This window comes from Methanoculleus sp. UBA208 (genome assembly GCF_002498065.1).
GTDB lineage: Archaea > Halobacteriota > Methanomicrobia > Methanomicrobiales > Methanoculleaceae > Methanoculleus.
In genome coordinates, this window is record NZ_DAFZ01000095.1 from 35,338 (window position 1) to 52,591 (window position 17,254).

The window sequence follows — 17,254 nt, forward strand, 5'->3', positions numbered from 1 at the left end:
TGCTTGCGCGATGAAATACTTTGACAAGATCCTGATTGCCAACCGCGGCGAGATCGCCATCCGGGTCATGCGGGCCTGCCGGGAACTCGGGATCGACACGGTCGCGATCTACTCCGAGCCGGACAGCAACGCGCTCCACGTCAAATACGCCGACGAGGCGTTCTGTGTCGGGGAGGCGCACCCGTCGAAGAGTTACCTCAACAAGGAGCGGATCTGCGACGTGGCGAGGAAGACCGGGGCCGAGGCGATCCACCCGGGATACGGGTTCCTCGCGGAGAACGCCGGGTTCGCGAAACTGGTCGAGGAAGAAGGTCTGACGTTCATCGGGCCGTCGTGGAAGACGATCGAGGCGCTGGGCTCGAAGATCGGGTCGAAGCGGATGATGCGCGAGGCCGGCGTCCCGGTCCTTCCCGGCACGCCGGAGGGTGTCACGAGCGTCGATGCAGCGAAGAAGGTCGCCGCGGAGATCGGCTACCCGGTGATCGTGAAGGCGAGCGCGGGCGGCGGCGGTATCGGGATGCATATCGCCGAGAGCGAGGGAGAGCTCGAGGAGGCGATCGACAAGGGCATGCGGATTGCCCAGTCGGCCTTCGGGGACCCGACGATCTTCGTGGAGAAGTACCTCACGAAGCCGCGCCACATCGAGATCCAGGTGCTTGCGGACGCGAAAGGGCACACCGTCCACCTCTACGACCGCGAGTGCTCGATCCAACGCCGGCACCAGAAACTGCTTGAGGAGGCGCCCTGCCCGATCATGACGCCCGCTCTCCGGGAGCAGATGACGGCGTCGGCCATCGCCGCCGCAAGAGCGGCGAACTACAAGAACGCCGGCACGGTGGAGTTCCTCTACGCAAACGGCAACTACTACTTCATGGAGGTGAACACCCGGCTGCAGGTGGAGCACACCATCACGGAGTTCGTCACGGGGGTCGATATCGTGAAGCAGCAGATCGCGGTCGCGGCCGGCGAAGATCTCGCGATGGACCAGGAAGATATCAGCATCCGGGGACACGCGATCGAGTGCCGGATCAATGCGGAGGACCCGCTGAACAACTTCACCGCCGATCCGGGCAAGATCGTCCGCTACCGCTCCCCGGGCGGCCCGGGGATACGGGTCGACTCCGGCATCCACATGGGCTACACCATCCCCTCACACTACGACTCGATGATCTCGAAGCTCTGCGCCTGGGGCTCCGACCGCGAGGAGGCGATCCAGCGGATGCGCCGGGCCATCTACGAGTACGTCATCCTGGGCGTGAAGACGACGCTCCCGCTCCACTACGCGATCATGCACAACGCCCACTTCATCGCCGGCGACACCCACACGCACTTCCTGCAGGAGGAGCACATCGCGACGAGCCTGCGCCGTTACCTCCACGAAGAGGAGGCGCGTATGCAGACGCTGGCCGACTCGCTCCGCCAGGGGAAGCACATAGCGGCGATCACGGCGGCGGTCGATGTCTATATCCGGAAAAACTCGAAGTAACCCTCCATCCAATTTTTCCGGTAAGCCATAAGGTTTATTTGGCAATACAGCATTGTTATACTGCACTTTGTGTGCTGCGGTGGCCTAGTCGGTTAGGGCGCCAGACTCATAGGGTTTTGTGAAGAACGGTGCGTCCAAGCCTGGGACATCTGGAAATCGTGGGTTCGGATCCCACCCGCAGCATCTTAAAAGTTGGTTTGGAATCCAATTTTGAAAAGAGCGTTTTTCTCTTGAGATTACTCTCTCACGATCCTACTCTGTTACCGAAGATAAAGAGTTTTTTCATGTGCACGATTGTAATCTCTGGTCGTTTAGCTTGCCCGCTCCCCTTGATGTTCATCCCCCTGCTCCCCGAGAGGCAATCACCATCAAGTACACCGAAATTAACAATTATGATAAGGTTGGTGTACTAAATGAGGAATACGGGAGACAGCAAGTGACAATTGATATCCTGAAGTCCATCGCCCGCGACGGGCAGGTGTTCACGCTTGAGCAGCTGCACCGGCAGACACAGATCCCAAAAAGCGTACTCTCGGTGATGCTCTCCCGTTGGGAAGATCGGGGCTTCGTCGAGCGGATCGAGAGGGGAAAGTACCTGATCATCCCGCTTGAGAGCGAGAAGGGCAAGTACACGCTCCACGAGTTCGTGATTGCATCGCACCTCGTCCGGCCGTCCGCGATTGCATACTGGAGCGCTCTCCACTACCACGGCCTGACTGAACAGATCCCGGTAACGGTCTTTGTCCAGACGACGGCGCGGAAGAAGAAGAACCAGCTCGAGGTATTCGGCGTGGACTACCGGATCGTGCGGGTAAAGCCGGAGAAGTTCTTCTGCTTCAAGAAGGAGTGGATCGAGGAGACACCGGTCACCGTCACCGACAGGGAGAAGACTATAGTCGACTGCCTCGACAGACCCGAATACGCGGGAGGGATCGTCGAGGTCGCAAAGGCGCTGGAGAGCGCATCGCTGGATCGCGAGACCCTGAGTCGATACGCCCAGCAGCTCGGGAACAACGCTGTTGTCCGGAGGCTCGGGTACCTGAGCGAACAGATGGGAATTCCACTGGATCTGCCTCTCCCGACATCCAGGAGGTATCTCCTCCTCGATCCTACGATGCCGCACCAGGGAGAGAACGATCCGAGGTGGCGGCTGGTCATCAACACCGAGATTACGCTTCAGGGGGACTCCGAGTGATACCGATCGTGGAGATCAAAGAGGCCGCCCGTGCCTTCGGGGTTCCCCCATCGACTATCGAGTGGGACTATGTGCAGAACTGGCTCCTCGCTCATCTGAGCGTCCTCCCCATGGCGCTGAAAGGCGGGACAGGGATCCGGAAAGTCTTCATCGAGAACTACCGCTTCTCGGACGATCTCGATTTCACCCTGCTGGAGCCGTACGAAAAGGAGGGCCTGCAGGAGGCAGTGAAGGACGCGGTATCCCGCGCGCGAGAGGAGAGCGGCATCAGGTTCGAGGAGGATATCAGCATTATCGAGACGGCGACCGGATTCCGGGCGACGGCCCTGTTCAGGATCATCCCCATGAACGCATCCACCCCGACCAAGATCATCATCGACCTCACGACCATGAGTAACGAAAGCGTTCTGCTCCCCGGAGATCCGACAGATATGGCAACCGCCGTCCCCTGTGGCACAAGAAGAGGAGTGTTGCCGGAAGATCGGCCCTGATCGGGTCCGCTCTTCCGGGTAAAACTGTCCGATCCTTTTCAGGCGGTCTCAGGCATCCAGCTCTCGACGAGATCTGGGTTGTTCTGGATCCACTCTTTCGCCACATCGTCGGGGTCGTCGTTTGCACTGAAGTCACCGATCCAGACGCTCTGCACGTCCGGTGAGACCTGGAAGTTCTTCAGGAATTCGTAGACCCACGGGAAGTCATCCTTGAAGTCTTTCCGCGTCACTGTGTAGACGACGTCGTCGTTGTTGCCGAAGAAAGCCTGCGGATCCTCGAGTTTCTTGATATCGTAGTCCAGCATCATGTAATGCGGCTCCCATGCGCAGAAGACGATCCAGTCGCCGCGTCCTTCGGCACGCTGAACCTCGGCGAGCATGGCCGGCGTGCTGCTGATCTGCACCTCAAATCCGTCGAGGCCGTACGCCTCGATGGATTTCTCCGCAGCTATCGTCATTCCGTTCCCGGCTTCGAGCGTCACGATGCGACCGTCGAACTTCTCTGCGTTGCCTTTCAGGTCGGGGATGGAGTGAATGCCGGCATCGTAGACATACCCCGGCACGCCAAGGCCGAGCCACGTCTCGTTGACATTGATGTTGACGAGCTCGAGTTTGTCACCGTACTTGTCCCAGTACGGCTTCTGGGTCGCCGGTAACCACCCACCGAGAAGGACGTCAACATCGCCCCTTTCAGCCATTGCGGTATAGATGAGGCCAGGATCCGCGATCGACATGATCTCGACGTCGTAGCCGTTTGATTCAAGGATGTTCTTGACAACGTGCGTCTTGACGGTTACTCCCGGCCAGTTGGGCGTGCCGAAGACAATCGTTTCTGCAGGGTTTGTCTCCTGCTCCTGGGCTATGGTGTCGGTGCAGCCTGCTGTAAAGAGGCATGCGGTGATCACAAGTGACGACAAAAGAAGGATGAGATGCTTCCGATGAACATTTTTTCGATTTTTTTTCATCAATTCAACTCCACGCTGTAACGTTGCGAGTTAAGTTTACTTATGTGTTGCGTTCCTGAAATCTGCCATAATTCGGGGTTTTCCTCCGGATACCTCTCAGTCTCAGCAAGGATCTGGATCTGCTGTACAACCTTCTAAGGTATCTGCATATGCTCGCAATTCTGCGAATTTATCTGGTAAAATCGGGCGTAATTTTGATTTTCGTGTCTCCGATATGGCGATATCGCGCTCTTCACCCCTGACCGGCGGATCTATTTGAATTAAACCCATTAAATATTTATTTTGCCCTACCGTAGCTTTTTACCCGCATGAAATCGGATTCAGGGCGTGATCTGATCGGTCGGTACCGGTTGTTGCACGTTGACCTATCAAATAAAACAATTACCTCCGAACCCATCCCGGAAGACCTCCTTGTCCGTTTTCTTGGTGGAAAGGGTCTTGGAGCGGCATATCTGTACCGGGAAACTCCGCCAAATGTGGATCCGCAGTCTCCGGAAAACTGTCTGATCTTTATGCTCGGGCCCCTGACCGGGATAGCCCCTGCTTCATCGCGCTGCTGTGTTCTCACGAAATCCCCGCTGACCGGCGCATTGACTGACTGCTATTCGGGAGGGCGTTTCCCGGCGCACCTGCGCTACAGCATGCCCGATCACCTGGGGATGGTGATACACGGGGCGGCGGCAAACCCGGTCATGCTGGTCATCGAGGACGGAGCGGCAGAGATCCGTGATGCCGATCACCTCTGGGGTCTTGACACGAAAGAAACGGCTGCAGCCCTCGACGGCTACACGACCGCCGCGATCGGCCCTGCAGGGGAGAACCTGGTCAAGTTCTCGACAATATCGACGGACGGCGGTATCCACCACGCCGCCCGCGGCGGCCCCGGCGCTGTCATGGGCGCAAAGCGCCTCAAGGCCATCGCAGTGAAGCCCGCTTCGGAGCCCGAGATGCCGCAGAATCTGCGGAACCTGCGCAGAGAGCACATGCGGCACCTCCGCACCACAGACGACCTCGCCGCGACGCGGGACGAGGGGACGATAAGTTTCCTTGCGCCGGTGAATGAGGTGGGCGCGCTGCCGACGCGTTACTGGACGGAAGGGCGGTTTGAGAGGGTCGATGCGATCGATACGGTTGCGGTGCAGCGGCATACGAAGAAGCGGGTCACCTGCCATGCATGCCCGATCGCCTGCGGCTACAATCTTGCGTTCCCGGAAGACGGTGGGGAGGTCTTCGAGACCGGGAAAGGTCCGGAATATGAGACGGTCGTCCTGAACGGGCCGCTCCTGGACATCGGCGATCTCAAGGAGATCGCCCGGATCGGCGAACTCTGCGACCGCCTCGGAATCGATACCATGAGCACCGGAAACGTGCTCGGGTTCGCGATGGAGTGTCATGAGATGGGCGTCCTCGACCATCCGATACGCTTCGGCGACGGGAAGGGTGCACGCGACCTGATCAGCCTGATCGCGAAGCGCGAGGGGATCGGCGATCTCCTCGCCGAGGGTGTGCGGGCAGCCTGCCAGACCCTCTATAACGGCAGCCTGGAGCATGCCGTCGAGGTGAAAGGCCTCGAGTGCCCCTCGTTCGATCCCAGGGCATCCTACGGCCTTGCCCTGGCATATGCGACGAGCGATCGCGGCGGCTGCCACACCCGTGCACTGCCGATCGTCACCGACGCCCTCGGAGGAGAACGCGACCCCTATTCGGTCGAAGGGCAGGCCGAAGCGGTGATCGCAGATCAGAACTTCAGAGCCCTCACCTACTCGCTCATCGCGTGTGACTTTGCGGAGTATTCACCCGAGCAGGCGCTCCGGTGGCTGAACGCGCTCGGTTTCGATCTCTCCGGCACCGATCTCGAGGTCACCGGTGAGCGGGTCTGGAACATGACGCGACTCTTCAATGTCAGGGAGGGTTTTTCAAGAGCCGCAGATTCCATGCCCGAACGGTTCGGCGAACCGCTGCAGGGCGGAGGGCCTGCGGCAGGAAACGCCGTCAGGCCGGAGGAATTCACGGGTATGCTGGATGAGTATTACCACCTCCGCACCTGGGACGAAGACGGCATTCCGGCCCCGGAGTGCATCCAGCGACTCGGTCTTGCCGATTTTTCGCCGGGCCAGCAGGCTGGCGGGCGCCGCTGAGACAGATGAAAAGCAACAACGAAACTGAAACGAGAGAAAAGGAGATTAGATTATGGCAGATAAGGTACTTGCAGGAAAGGTTGCTCTGGTAACAGGATCGGGTGCAGGAAACGGACAGGGAAGCGCCCTGAAACTGGCGTCGATGGGCGCCAAGGTCGTGGTGAACGACATCCGGGTCGAGCGTGCCGAAGAGACGGCGCAGCTCATTCGGAATGCCGGTGGCGAGGCGATCGTGACCGCAGGCGATGCAACGAACCCTGACGATGTCGCGGCGGTCGTCCGGAAGGCAGAGGAGGCCTGCGGGCAGATCGATATCCTGGTCAACAACGTCGGCTTCTTCGGTGCCGTCAAGTTCGTCGACCAGACGTATGAGGAGTGGAAGAAGGATCTCTCGATCAATCTGGACGCTATGTTCCTCTACACAAAAGCTGTTCTCCCCGGGATGATCGAGAGGAAGTCGGGCAAGATCATCAACATCTCGTCGGATGCAGGGAAAACCGGGTACCCGGAACTTGTCTCCTACAGTGCAGGCAAGCACGGCGTCGTTGGGTTTACCCGTGCGCTCGCCGCCGAGATGGCAGAACACCGGATCAACGTGAATGCAGTCTGCCCTGGCTACATCGAGACCGCGATGCACCGAAACTTCCTTGAGGGCTGGGCGAAGGCCACCAGCAGCACGTTTGAAGAGATCGAGAAAGAGGCGCTTGCTTCCATTCCGCTCGGGTCGTTCGGCAAGCCCGAGTACGTCGGCAACGTCGTCGGGTTCCTCGCCTCTCCCGATGCCGATTGGATGACCGGCCAGGCGCTCAATATCAGCGGCGGTCTTGAAACCCACTAATCTTTTCTTCGTACATCCCACCGTCCCGTGAGGGGGCCGTGTTGAATAATTCTGGTCACCCGACCGCAATCGTCGCCCGTATCCCACAGATGCGGGGCCGGCCTCGTGCAGCCGCCGGGCATCTCTCACAATTGTTCGCTCCTGATCTCGCAACGATCAGGGTTTTAAAAACAGTAAGAAATTGAAACCCGCATCATCACGCATTGCCGACAACGAACTGCACATCCTTCGCCAGCCCGGGATCGTACCTCGTCGCATTTTCAAAACACAGCGCCGCCTCATCGGTCACATTCATATTCGTCAGAATGACTCCTTTCAGGAACCAGGCCACCCCGTATTCCGGGTCCAGTTCAAGCGCCCTGTTGCAGCTCTCCATTGCTTCGGCGTACTGACCGTAACAGTTGTTGTAGTACATTCCCCGGATGCACCACGCCTCAGCATTGTTTGGCTCCGCTACAACCCGGTTATCGTAATATTCCTGGCTTGCATTCACTTTTTCCATAAAATATGTCATGTTTTCGTTATTCCGGCTTTCAGTGTAGGTCGTACAGCCGCTGGAGAAGAGAATGAGAATTAACGCACAGCAAAGGCATGCGGTCGGCGACGGGAACTTCATAGAGCCGTATTGGACCTGACAATTAATGAAGGCTACGCCGCTCGCAGAGAATGCCCATTGCCCGTTCTGTTTTCCGTCTCATCTCAAGGAATATATACCCGAAGAACGATGTGTCGCCGGATCCGTTTGTGACCCGACCGAGGTGAAAAATGGCGAAAGTTGCACGTGAAATGGTGGAGAAGGCAGGAGTCGACGTCGAAAAGCTCCTCGAGCTGCTCATCAAGAACGCATCGGCCGAACTGACGACGTATTACTACTATACCATTCTCCGCGTCAACCTGATCGGGCTTGAGGGAGAGGGAATAAAAGAGATCGCCGAGACGGCACGCGTCGAGGATCGCAACCATTTCGAGGCGCTTGTTCCCCGCATTTATGAGTTGGGCGGGAAAATTCCTGAAAACATGGTGGATTTCCACGAGATGTCCGCCTGCAGGCCCGCACGGTTGCCGGAAGACCCGAGAGATATCACCGGGATGCTCACGGTGCTGGTGAACGCGGAGCGATGCGCCGTAAGAGGGTATACGGAGATCTGCAACCTGACTGCCGGCAAGGATCACCGTACCTACGACCTCTCACTCTCGATCCTCAACGAGGAGATCGAGCACGAGTCATGGTTCTCCGAGTTTCTCGGAGAAGGGCCTTCAGGCCATTTCCTGCGGAGAGGAGAGACGTCGCCTTTTGTTTCGAAGTTCCTTCGATAGAGAAAGGCGTTCCCTCTTCTTTTTTACGATGAAGCGCTGTCGATCGCCCGGGTGCAAAATCCCATCGGACCGAACCGCAGGTCTGTGCGCCGCCCCGGAGTAACACGATGCTCGCCCACTTTGCCGGGTTAAATCCGGTTCACCAGGCGCTTCTCGCCGGACTTTTCACCTGGGGACTGACCGCTCTCGGCGCAGGAGGCGTTTTCCTCTCGCGGGAGATGAACCGCCGGAGATTGGACGCCATGCTCGGGTTTGCAGCCGGTGTTATGATCGCTGCCAGTTTCTGGTCGCTCCTGTTACCTGCGCTCGAGCTATCCGGATCGACCGGTCTGCAGGCCTGCATTCCGGTTGCTGTCGGGTTCCTCGCCGGGGGGGTGTTCCTGAGAGGCCTCGATATCCTGCTCCCGCATCTCCACCCGGGATATCCGCTCCGGGAGGCGGAAGGGCCGAGTTCGTCCCTCCGCAGGACAACGCTTCTCGTGATCGCCATCACGATGCACAATATCCCGGAAGGGCTTGCGGTCGGGGTAACGTTTGGAGCCGTCGCTACAGGTCTCCCCCACGAAACCCTGGGAGCGGCGATTGCTCTTACCGTCGGCATCGGCCTGCAGAACTTCCCCGAAGGCTTTGCCGTATCGGCCCCGCTCGCCGGGGAAGGGTATTCCCGGATCAGGAGCTTCTGGTACGGTCAGCTCTCTGCGGTTGTAGAACCCGTTGCTGCTGTTCTGGGGGCAGCCGTGGTGTTTATCGTCCAACCGCTGCTCCCGTATGCCCTCGCCTTTGCTGCCGGTGCGATGATCTTCGTCGTCGGGGAAGAGGTGATCCCCGAATCGCAGAGGCATGGGAATACGGATCTCGCCACAATGAGCCTGCTCGTCGGATTCGTAACGATGATGGTATTGGATGTCACGTTCAGCTGATCCGTGCAGCCTGTTGGTCATGATGGTGGACGCAAGTTAGACCCGGCCGGGGCAAAGGGGCGTCTTGGGTCGCTCGAACCGTGGCGAAGTGCGACCGCTCCCGTGATCTCCGCCGTCCTGCAGAAATAGTGCCCCGTGCAACCGCCTGTCCCCTCCCTCATCGCAGCCCCGCACAAAGGTATTTTATGTATGACAACAGATTAAATGAGGTAAACGGGGCGTGAAAACGCAATCGATGCATCTTCCGTCTCCGTTCATGCACTGAGCATGTTACCACCTCATATCCGGGCGAGGGTTGCCAAGCCAGGTCAAAGGCGCTAGGTTGAGGGCCTAGTCTCGTAGGAGTTCGAGCGTTCGAATCGCTCCCCTCGCATTCGTTTTTCCAGATAACCGTTAAGGAGCTCCCAGCGCCCGCGCAATGCCGCCGGTCCAGGCTTCGATCTCGTCCCAGTCGCGGAAGTCGCCCTCGGGAAGGAGCGCACGCCCGGCCGGCAGCTTCCGGATCAGCCGGTGCTGGAGTCCGAGCCTGCCCGGGTCCAGCGCACCGAAGAAGACGCGGTGGTCCCGGGGGTGGATGACCTCCCGGAACTCGGCGATCTCTTTGGGCTCCAGTTCCGGGTCGTCCGGGCTCGTTCCCGGCTCGAGTCGGAGCGGGCCGCTGCTGAACAGCCACACCGGCCGTTCGGCAAGGACTGTCCGGTTCCGCCGCACGATCTCCGCCGCCTCCTTCATCCAGTGCTCCATATACACGGCACTCCCGATCACGGCGGCGTCGTACTCCCCGGGGTCCGGGTCCGTGTCGACGCTCCGGGCTTCCGCCTGCACGTCATGCTCCCGCAGCTTTTCGGCGATGAACTCCGCGATGCCTCTTGTAGACCCGTATCTACTTTTGTAGACAACGATAACGTTCATGTGCGCCCGCTCCTCGAAGGCACCTGAATCCCGTCGCCTCATAAGCATAACTGCTTGTTCGGGCCCGGGGGTGTACACCGGCCCGCCCGCAGAAGATCGCTCATCCATCCTGCGTGCTTTTCCTGAGCGTGAACCGGAACGCAGCCCCCTCCTCAGGATGCCCGGGCACCCGGTCCTCCACCCGGATCTCCCCGCCGTAGCGCTCGATGAGCATCCGGGAGATGAAGAGTCCAAGCCCCTTGCCCGGACCTCTGGCTTTTCCGCGCTCCAGCCGGCGGAAAAGTCTCTCCTTCACATCGTCCGGAACACCGGGACCGGTGTCTTCGACCGAGACCTCGACCTCCCCGTCCAGCTCGCTGACCCGGATGGTCACCTCAACGTCCGGTCCACCGAACTTGACAGCGTTGCCGATGAGGTTCGCAAAAACCTCGGAGAGGAGTTCGTCCGCCCTCACCTCGACCGGCGCGGCCTCGTACCGGATCGATGCCCCGGGGAAGGCCTCGATCTCCTTTCGGACGACGGTATCGAGGTCCACCGGAACAAACAGGGACGGGTCCTCCTGAAGCCGCCTGATGGTGGCGACATTCCGGAGAATTTCATTGCTCTTCTCGACACTGCCGTGCAGTTTCTCTGCATACGCACCCGGCTCGCCCTCCAGCATCTCGAGCATGAGATCCGCGTACATCGTCGTGACGGTGTTGGCGTTCCTGATGTCGTGGGTCATGATGTCGAGATACAGGTTCGCCTCACGGTGCGCATCTTCAAGTTTCTCGTAAAGTTGTCTTCGCTCCTCTTCCACCCGCTTCCGATCGGTGATGTCCCTGATATTGACGGTGGTGATCGGACTCCCGCGGACGGTGCAGTGTGCCACCGAGACCTCAAGCCACATCTCTCTGCCGTCCCGGCGCCGGAAGAATATCTCCCTTGGCTCCTGCATGCCGGAACCTTCCGGGACCGGGATGCTTATCAGATCCCTGATAGGCCTCCCGACGACCTCCCTGCTGCTGTAGCCGAGTATGCTCTCGGCGGCAGCATTCCATACCAGCACGTTTCCTCCCGCATCCAGGCCGATGATTGCGTCGGGGGACGACTCGATCAGAAACCTGTAGCCTTTGCTGGAGGGAGGAAAGATGTAGTCCAGCACGTAATGAACGTCCGCCATGCGGTTGCCTGAAAGGCGGAGGATCAGGAGCAGGGCCAGCAGGAAGTACAGGGAGGCACCCCACTGCCCTGCCCTGCCTGCCCAGGCCATGAGGTCGCCGCGGGACAGGGTTAGCAGGTACGCGATCTGGCCGAGGGCGAGAAGAGCCAGCGCCAGACCGTATAGGTACTGGAACGACGAACGCGAACGAATATAGTTTACAAATACCACCAGCGCAGCAGCGGCAAAGAGACCCGCAGCGAGGGTGACGACCACCTGCCGGATCGCGGTCCCTCCCTCCCCCGGGATGAAGAATTCGGGAATCACCCCGGCCGTGCTCGCGATGACGATCAGGGTGACCGCCGCTATGCTGCCGTCGTAGCCCGCTGCGAGCGCAACCGCCCGTTGTCGCGGATCGGGCCTGGCGAGTCCGATCGAGAAGACGGCGATCAGAGCGCCGGCAAGATGCAGGGCACCGGCGAGAACGGCACCGAGATTCTGGATCTGCACCCCGTTGTTCAGGCTGATCGGGGTCCCGAACAGGTTCGCAAGCAGAATGGCCAGGCTCAGCACGAGAATGCCGGACCCCATCCAGACAAGCTGCAGCCGCCCGGTCTTCATCGCGGCCCATGCCACGAGAACGGCCAGGAGCACGGAACCCATGTTCGGGAGGACGTTGAGTGCCGCCTGGAAGGAAGCAACGAAATCAAACGGAATATTCACGAAGGACTGGGCCGCAACGACCAGTGCCAGCAGAAGGACGGGCGCGGCGGCAAGCAGCTGCCAGTTGAGCCTCTGGTTCACGGGTCCGGTGCTGCTGTCTGCTGAAGCCATCCAAGTTGCCCGATTACAAGCTTGTTGTTGTGCTACATTAACACCAGGTATTGAGAGCATACCGTCAGACACCCTGGACCCGACGACTTCTCGCGGTCTTATCCCCGGAGATGGGAGGAGAGAAGAGGTGTTATATCCTGTCCGGGAGGCTTACGCCAGCGCTTCGTGACGTTGCTGGCAGCGTGCCTGCAGTTCGTCCCACTCGTCCGGGTGCTCCTCTGCCCACTCAAGGATCGCGTGGACAATCCGGCCCGCGACTCGGGATCCCCCCGGTAGTTTACCAGGATGCAATCAACCACCACTTCGATCTGTTCTTCCGGATGCTGGCTGTTCTCTGCCATAGTGAGCCCTCCTGATACACCGCGGGTGCTCATACCGGGTGAAGATCCGACAGCATATAATCCTGATCCTCTCCGGGCGGCGGCGCCCGATAATCCCTCCGCTGCCCGATACGGGACTCCAACCCCTGCCTTTTGCCACCAGCCCTCTTCCGCCGCCGCCGCCGCAGGGGTTATCGTGCCCGGAAGAGAACAGATACGGGAACGATCATGAAACTCGGCGTGCTCTTCTCCGGCGGGAAAGACTCCACGTTCGCCTGCTGGAAAGCGATGCAGCAGGAAGAAGTAGTCTGCCTGATTACGGTCATCTCTCGGAACCCCGAGAGTTACATGTTCCACACCCCGAACATCCGCCTCGCCGCACTGCAGGCCGAGGCGGCAGGGCTCCCGCTCGTGGAGGTGGAGACGGCGGGGGAGAAGGAGGAAGAGCTCCTGGACCTGAAGCGGGCTCTTCTTGTCGCCCGGGAGCAGTTCGGGATCGAAGGAGTCGTCACCGGGGCGGTTCTCTCAGTCTACCAGGCAGCCAGGGTCCAGCGGGTCTGCCGTGAACTGGGCCTCTGGTGCTTCAACCCGCTCTGGAGCCCGGATCAGGAGGCCTACATGGAAGAACTCATCGACGCGGGATTCCGGGTCGTCATCGTGGGCGTCTTCTCCAGCCCCTTCGACGCATCCTGGCTCGGGAGGGAGATCGACCGCCGCACCCTCGACGAACTCCGGGAGATCGCCCGGAAGTACCGGATCACCCTCACCGGCGAAGGAGGGGAGTTCGAGACGTTTGTCGTCGACGCCCCCTTCTTCTCCCGGCGTGTCGCGATCGAGGAGGCATCAAGAGACTACCGGAACTACAACGGCGTTCTCCGGATCGAGCGGGCGGGGCTGGTGGCGAAATGATCCTGGTCGTCGACCTCTGCTATCGGGACGGCTCGCTCTCCCGGGACGAGTTCGTCGGGCCGGTCGAACGGCTTCTCCGCAAGATCGGAGCTCCGTTCTTCACCCGCCACTACACCGCCGTCGGCGCACCGGAGGTCGAGGCCGCTGATGCGGCGATCCTCTGCGGGACGGCGCTCCGGGACACCGGGTTTTCCGGGCACCCGGAACAGTTCCGGTGGCTCCTCTCGTTCGAGCGCCCGGTGCTCGGCATATCTTCCGGCATGCGGGCCCTCGCGGCGGCTTTCGGCGCCGGCACCGAACCGTGCTGTGAGATCGGCATGACTGACGTGGAGGTGCTCGCGCCCGACCCCCTCTTTGCCGGGGAGGAAGGCTTTTCCGCATACGAACTGCACGAATACGCCGCGCGGGTGCCGGATACGTTCGTATCCCTCGCCGCCTCCGACCAATGCGTCCAGGCGATCCGGCACCGCTCGTTTCCTCTCTACGGCCTTCTCTTCCACCCGGAGGCCAGGAACGAGTGGATTATCGAGCGGTTCCTCGGGCTGGTAGAGACCGCCCGTTACCGGCCGTAGCGGTTGATTGTGTTGATCAGGGCTGCGAATCCTTCCATCTCCTTATCGAGCACTTCCGTCCGGGTCATGCCCATGCTCATCTCCGCGTCGGCCGTCAGCATCTCTGGCCCGCGAACCACCTCGCGGTCGACGCCGTCGGCGGAGAGGATCTCCTGGGCCTCAGCGTCGTGGACGAACGCCCGCCCGGGGAGGATCACGACGTCCTCGAGTTTCGCCAGGTCCACCCCGGTGAGGTCGTCGGCGGTGATGAGGCAGGCTATCTCCTTTCTGACCCTGACGACCCTCGATGTCGAGCCGCGGATCGAGAGGATCCGCTGGATGAAGGGGGCCGCGACGCTCCCGGTGATCACCGTCGCACGCTTCCGGACCCGGGGGAGTTTCTTCAAGAGGTCGGGCTCGTGGAGGATCGCAAACGGCGACCCGGTCGAGGGGTCGCCGAGCGGGGTCCCGCTGATCTTCATCGAGAACCGGTCGTTCAGGTCGGTGACGATATCGTGGAACTCGTCGACGGTGTGGACCTGCTGCCCCTCGATGAGGGGAGCGTTGCCGAGGATAAGCCCCTGGTCGGTCCGGTTCGCAAACCGCATCAGGATCAGCCCTTTTGCGCCCCGCTCCTCCAGCCACGCGCAGGTCTGCTCAAGGATTTCGCCGTCGTTGACGCCGGGGATGACGACCGCCGCGGCGTAGACGTCGATTGCACCGCAGAGCCGGTCGAGGACCGCGAGCGAGGCTTCCGGCGTCGGGTCGTGCATCCATTGCCGCCGGAGGTCGGGATCGGCGGCGAAGACGGTGTAGGAGACCTCGGAGAGGCCGTTATCGATGAGGTGGTCGGCGACGGCCGGGTCGTCGAACCCCTTGCCGCTGGTGTAGCCGATATGGAGCGGCACCTCCATGCTGCCGAGCAGTTCGACGAGGTCGCTGAACTCCGGGTAGCAGCTCGGGTCGCCGCCGCCGCTGATGGTGATCCGGTCGACATCGTCGCTCATCATCTGGAGGTTCGCGAGCGTCTCGTCGGCGACGGTCCGGAGGTCCTTGAACCCCGAGTACCCCTCACGTACGCCCCGGGTGCAGTAGTCGCAGCCTTTCTGGAAGGGGAGGCAGTACCTGCAGCCGAACGAGGTCTCCCCCTTGACGTGTTTGAAGTAGCAGTACGAACAGAATCCCCGGCAGTCGAGGCCGGGCCGGCCTCCGAGATCGACGGTGAGGTGCGACATCCTGCTGGTACTTCTGTGCTCCTTTGTTATGAACGTTGCAGACCCGACCGCGGTCGTCATCTCGCGGCCGAACGGGACACCCTGCATCTTTATGCTCCGGCGGGGCGAGGTAGCCGGGGATAACTATGCGGACGAGCCACCGGCTGCTGCTCCGGTTCTATCACGACCCCGGCTACGACTTCTCGCGGGTCGAGGTCGAGTACGTCGACAGAGGAGCACCCGGCGACCGCTCGACGGTTCGGGGCGACCGGGTCCTCGCGCTCGATGCGCAGTACCTGGAGGTGGACGCCGGGACGCACGTGGCGTGTATTCCGTATCACCGGGTCCGGCGGATACTTTATGATGGCGAAATCATGTGGCAGTATGGCGATCGACCGGGGGATGCCGGGGAAGCATGAGGAGAACCGGCGCCATCTTTTTTACCGCAGACAGCCCACGATATAAGGTATGCCCCAGTGGCTTAGCTGGCAGAGCGGCTGACTTGTAATCAGCAGGTCCCGAGTTCAAATCTCGGCTGGGGCTTTCGCTTTTTGGTTCAAATCCTTTGGGCTTCGTTTAATTCCATGCTACGTTCAGCATCCCATAATTACCCCGCTGTCCCGGGAGGATTCCTTGCCGGCCATACCCGATGCCGGCAGGACTGTCCGCCGGGCAACCTGTCCCGGCATAAAACTATATTATTCTCCCGGGAGAATATCCGGCCGGAACCGGAGGGAGTCGCCACGAAGATCAGGGTCGCCCGCTGTTTTGCAGAGGAAAGCGCCGATACGCCTGCGGTCCTGGAGGTCGAAGTGGACCAGGCGGATGTCCCTGCCGCAGACGAGATCCTGACGTTCGCCTCCCTCCACGGCGAGTTCGTCTGCATCTCCGACCGCATCTTCCGCCGGTTCGAGATCATCCTTCCCCCGGAGAGCCGCCTCGAGATCCTCAAAGACGCGCTTCTTGAGGTCGTGCGCCTCGAACCTGAAGGCTCGGAGGGGCTCAACCCCTACGAGGTCGAGGACTTCGTCGACGCGCTCGAACGGACGCGGCAGAAGGTGCTCGGCGAGGACGAAAGACCCTGACACCCTCCCGGTTCGTTCACCTTTTTTGCCCGGGACCGCGAACCCATAAGTGATCGGAGTGGCAGAAGAGGAGAGAGAGACACCCGGACCCGGCGGGCTTGCCGTCAACACCATCCATACCATGGACTGCATCGAGGGAATGCGGCGCCTCCCGGCGGGCTCTGTCGAGATCATCGTCACGTCGCCGCCCTACAACATCGGGAAGGATTACAACTCCTACGACGACAAAAAGCCCCGCGAGGACTACCTCGACTGGATCGGGGAGGTCGCCGCCGGAGCGGCGCGGGTCCTTGCCGACGACGGCTCGTTCTTCCTCAACATCGGCGGCAAACCCCGGGACCCCTGGATCCCCTTCGACGTCGTCCAGCGGTTCCGCCCTCACTTCGAACTGCAGAACGTCATTCACTGGGTCAAATCGATCGCGATCGAGAAGAAAGACGTGGGCGGTTACGAAAACATCGCCGGCGACATCGCCGTCGGCCACTACCAGCCTGTAAACAGCGCCCGCTACCTGAGCCAGTGCCACGAGCACATCTTCCACTTCACGAAGAAGGGCGACGTGGCTCTCGACAAACTGGGCGTTGGCGTGCCCTACCAGGACAAGAGCAACATCGGCCGCTGGAAAGCAGCGGAGCGCGACCTCCGCGACCGGGGGAACACCTGGTTCATCCCCTACCGGACGATCCGCTCCTCCCGGCCCCACCCGACCAGTTTCCCCGAGAAACTCCCCCGGATGTGCATCCGGCTCCACGGCTGCCGGCCCGGAATGCTCGTCCTCGACCCCTTCATGGGCATCGGGAACACGGCGCTTGCGGCGATCGCCCTCGGCGCGGACTACATCGGGTTCGAGATCGACCCGGAGTACCGCCAGATCGCAGAGAGCCGGATCGCCGAAGCGCGTCGCGAGAAAGAAAAGATCTGACGGGTATTATATCCCA

At 60.7% G+C, this 17,254-nt stretch carries 17 protein-coding genes and 3 tRNA genes; 15 read left to right on the forward strand and 5 right to left on the reverse strand.

The features are described 5' to 3' along the window. The first annotated feature begins 10 nt into the window (after nt 1-10). The 4 genes from BRA62_RS09915 (at nt 11) to BRA62_RS09930 (ending at nt 3,172) form a co-directional block, all read left to right on the forward strand. Nucleotides 11-1,486 carry an acetyl-CoA carboxylase biotin carboxylase subunit gene (locus BRA62_RS09915; RefSeq protein ID WP_292366410.1) on the forward strand — a complete coding sequence of 492 codons (1,476 nt, stop codon included), beginning with the start codon at nt 11-13 and terminating at the stop codon, nt 1,484-1,486. 73 nt (nt 1,487-1,559) lie between these two features. Then, nucleotides 1,560-1,669: transfer RNA gene (locus BRA62_RS09920), tRNA-Met, on the forward strand. Nucleotides 1,670-1,922: 253 nt separating this feature from the next. Beyond that, nucleotides 1,923-2,681, forward strand: a complete 759-nt coding sequence (locus tag BRA62_RS09925; RefSeq protein ID WP_292366411.1) for a type IV toxin-antitoxin system AbiEi family antitoxin domain-containing protein — start codon at nt 1,923-1,925, stop codon at nt 2,679-2,681. Beyond that, on the forward strand, nt 2,678-3,172 hold the full coding sequence (locus BRA62_RS09930) for a nucleotidyl transferase AbiEii/AbiGii toxin family protein (protein WP_292366412.1): 495 nt from the start codon (nt 2,678-2,680) through the stop codon (nt 3,170-3,172). The genes BRA62_RS09925 and BRA62_RS09930 overlap by 4 nt, the downstream gene beginning before the upstream one ends. Nucleotides 3,173-3,210: 38 nt before the next feature. Here the strand turns inward: BRA62_RS09930 and BRA62_RS09935 are convergent, their stop codons facing one another. Then, nucleotides 3,211-4,089: a glycine betaine ABC transporter substrate-binding protein gene (locus BRA62_RS09935; RefSeq protein WP_292366413.1), complete on the reverse strand. Its 879-nt coding sequence runs from the start codon at nt 4,087-4,089 to the stop codon at nt 3,211-3,213. Nucleotides 4,090-4,445: 356 nt separating this feature from the next. On the opposite strand from BRA62_RS09935, the gene BRA62_RS09940 reads away from it, so the two are divergent. Further along, nucleotides 4,446-6,275, forward strand: coding sequence for an aldehyde ferredoxin oxidoreductase family protein (locus BRA62_RS09940; protein WP_292366414.1), 1,830 nt, complete (start codon nt 4,446-4,448; stop codon nt 6,273-6,275). 52 nt (nt 6,276-6,327) lie between these two features. Continuing rightward, entirely contained in the window at nt 6,328-7,113 is a 786-nt protein-coding gene (locus BRA62_RS09945) for an SDR family NAD(P)-dependent oxidoreductase (RefSeq protein WP_292366415.1), read from the forward strand. A 196-nt stretch (nt 7,114-7,309) separates the two neighbouring features. Here the strand turns inward: BRA62_RS09945 and BRA62_RS09950 are convergent, their stop codons facing one another. Further along, nucleotides 7,310-7,729, reverse strand: a complete 420-nt coding sequence (locus BRA62_RS09950) for a tetratricopeptide repeat protein (protein ID WP_292366416.1) — start codon at nt 7,727-7,729, stop codon at nt 7,310-7,312. Nucleotides 7,730-7,878: 149 nt separating this feature from the next. On the opposite strand from BRA62_RS09950, the gene dps reads away from it, so the two are divergent. The 3 genes from dps to BRA62_RS09965 all read left to right on the forward strand — a co-directional run bounded on the left by dps (nt 7,879) and on the right by BRA62_RS09965 (nt 9,723). After that, complete coding sequence (dps, locus tag BRA62_RS09955; RefSeq protein ID WP_292366417.1) at nt 7,879-8,430, forward strand: DNA protection during starvation protein; 552 nt, start codon at nt 7,879-7,881, stop codon at nt 8,428-8,430. A 107-nt stretch (nt 8,431-8,537) separates the two neighbouring features. Then, on the forward strand, nt 8,538-9,350 hold the full coding sequence (locus BRA62_RS09960; protein ID WP_292366418.1) for a ZIP family metal transporter: 813 nt from the start codon (nt 8,538-8,540) through the stop codon (nt 9,348-9,350). A gap of 288 nt (nt 9,351-9,638) precedes the next feature. Next, nucleotides 9,639-9,723: transfer RNA gene (locus BRA62_RS09965), tRNA-Leu, on the forward strand. A gap of 20 nt (nt 9,724-9,743) precedes the next feature. Here BRA62_RS09965 and BRA62_RS09970 read toward each other — a convergent pair. Together BRA62_RS09970 and BRA62_RS09975 are read right to left on the reverse strand one after the other, a co-directional pair. Next, nucleotides 9,744-10,262, reverse strand: coding sequence for a flavodoxin domain-containing protein (locus tag BRA62_RS09970; RefSeq protein WP_292366419.1), 519 nt, complete (start codon nt 10,260-10,262; stop codon nt 9,744-9,746). 100 nt (nt 10,263-10,362) lie between these two features. Then, nucleotides 10,363-12,237: an ATP-binding protein gene (locus tag BRA62_RS09975; protein WP_292366420.1), complete on the reverse strand. Its 1,875-nt coding sequence runs from the start codon at nt 12,235-12,237 to the stop codon at nt 10,363-10,365. A 548-nt stretch (nt 12,238-12,785) separates the two neighbouring features. On the opposite strand from BRA62_RS09975, the gene BRA62_RS09980 reads away from it, so the two are divergent. Both BRA62_RS09980 and BRA62_RS09985 read left to right on the forward strand, forming a co-directional pair. After that, complete coding sequence (locus tag BRA62_RS09980; RefSeq protein ID WP_292366421.1) at nt 12,786-13,466, forward strand: diphthine--ammonia ligase; 681 nt, start codon at nt 12,786-12,788, stop codon at nt 13,464-13,466. After that, on the forward strand, nt 13,463-14,038 hold the full coding sequence (locus tag BRA62_RS09985) for a type 1 glutamine amidotransferase (protein WP_292366422.1): 576 nt from the start codon (nt 13,463-13,465) through the stop codon (nt 14,036-14,038). The genes BRA62_RS09980 and BRA62_RS09985 overlap by 4 nt, the downstream gene beginning before the upstream one ends. On the opposite strand, the gene mmp10 is transcribed toward BRA62_RS09985, so the two are convergent. Beyond that, on the reverse strand, nt 14,026-15,252 hold the full coding sequence (gene mmp10, locus BRA62_RS09990; protein WP_292366439.1) for a methyl coenzyme M reductase-arginine methyltransferase Mmp10: 1,227 nt from the start codon (nt 15,250-15,252) through the stop codon (nt 14,026-14,028). The two genes, BRA62_RS09985 and mmp10, sit on opposite strands and share 13 nt — an antisense overlap. A gap of 125 nt (nt 15,253-15,377) precedes the next feature. On the opposite strand from mmp10, the gene BRA62_RS09995 reads away from it, so the two are divergent. The 4 genes from BRA62_RS09995 (at nt 15,378) to BRA62_RS10010 (ending at nt 17,238) form a co-directional block, all read left to right on the forward strand. Further along, nucleotides 15,378-15,650 carry a DUF504 domain-containing protein gene (locus BRA62_RS09995; RefSeq protein ID WP_292366423.1) on the forward strand — a complete coding sequence of 91 codons (273 nt, stop codon included), beginning with the start codon at nt 15,378-15,380 and terminating at the stop codon, nt 15,648-15,650. 51 nt (nt 15,651-15,701) lie between these two features. Beyond that, nucleotides 15,702-15,774: transfer RNA gene (locus tag BRA62_RS10000), tRNA-Thr, on the forward strand. A 41-nt stretch (nt 15,775-15,815) separates the two neighbouring features. Continuing rightward, nucleotides 15,816-16,316: a hypothetical protein gene (locus tag BRA62_RS10005; RefSeq protein WP_292366424.1), complete on the forward strand. Its 501-nt coding sequence runs from the start codon at nt 15,816-15,818 to the stop codon at nt 16,314-16,316. 58 nt (nt 16,317-16,374) lie between these two features. Beyond that, entirely contained in the window at nt 16,375-17,238 is an 864-nt protein-coding gene (locus BRA62_RS10010) for a DNA-methyltransferase (protein WP_292366425.1), read from the forward strand. Nucleotides 17,239-17,254 lie beyond the last annotated feature (16 nt).

Excerpts from the sequence above, each read along its gene's own strand:
- BRA62_RS09985 (WP_292366422.1), top strand. The coding sequence starts at position 13,463 with ATGATCCTGGTCGTCGACCTCTGCTATCGGGACGGCTCGCTCTCCCGG.
- BRA62_RS09970 (WP_292366419.1), bottom strand. The coding sequence starts at position 10,262 with ATGAACGTTATCGTTGTCTACAAAAGTAGATACGGGTCTACAAGAGGC.
- BRA62_RS09980 (WP_292366421.1), top strand. The coding sequence starts at position 12,786 with ATGAAACTCGGCGTGCTCTTCTCCGGCGGGAAAGACTCCACGTTCGCC.
- BRA62_RS09960 (WP_292366418.1), top strand. The coding sequence starts at position 8,538 with ATGCTCGCCCACTTTGCCGGGTTAAATCCGGTTCACCAGGCGCTTCTC.
- mmp10 (WP_292366439.1), bottom strand. The coding sequence starts at position 15,252 with ATGTCGCACCTCACCGTCGATCTCGGAGGCCGGCCCGGCCTCGACTGC.
- BRA62_RS09950 (WP_292366416.1), bottom strand. The coding sequence starts at position 7,729 with ATGAAGTTCCCGTCGCCGACCGCATGCCTTTGCTGTGCGTTAATTCTC.
- BRA62_RS09995 (WP_292366423.1), top strand. The coding sequence starts at position 15,378 with ATGCGGACGAGCCACCGGCTGCTGCTCCGGTTCTATCACGACCCCGGC.
- BRA62_RS09945 (WP_292366415.1), top strand. The coding sequence starts at position 6,328 with ATGGCAGATAAGGTACTTGCAGGAAAGGTTGCTCTGGTAACAGGATCG.
- BRA62_RS10005 (WP_292366424.1), top strand. The coding sequence starts at position 15,816 with ATGCTACGTTCAGCATCCCATAATTACCCCGCTGTCCCGGGAGGATTC.
- dps (WP_292366417.1), top strand. The coding sequence starts at position 7,879 with ATGGCGAAAGTTGCACGTGAAATGGTGGAGAAGGCAGGAGTCGACGTC.
- BRA62_RS09915 (WP_292366410.1), top strand. The coding sequence starts at position 11 with ATGAAATACTTTGACAAGATCCTGATTGCCAACCGCGGCGAGATCGCC.
- BRA62_RS09940 (WP_292366414.1), top strand. The coding sequence starts at position 4,446 with ATGAAATCGGATTCAGGGCGTGATCTGATCGGTCGGTACCGGTTGTTG.
- BRA62_RS09975 (WP_292366420.1), bottom strand. The coding sequence starts at position 12,237 with ATGGCTTCAGCAGACAGCAGCACCGGACCCGTGAACCAGAGGCTCAAC.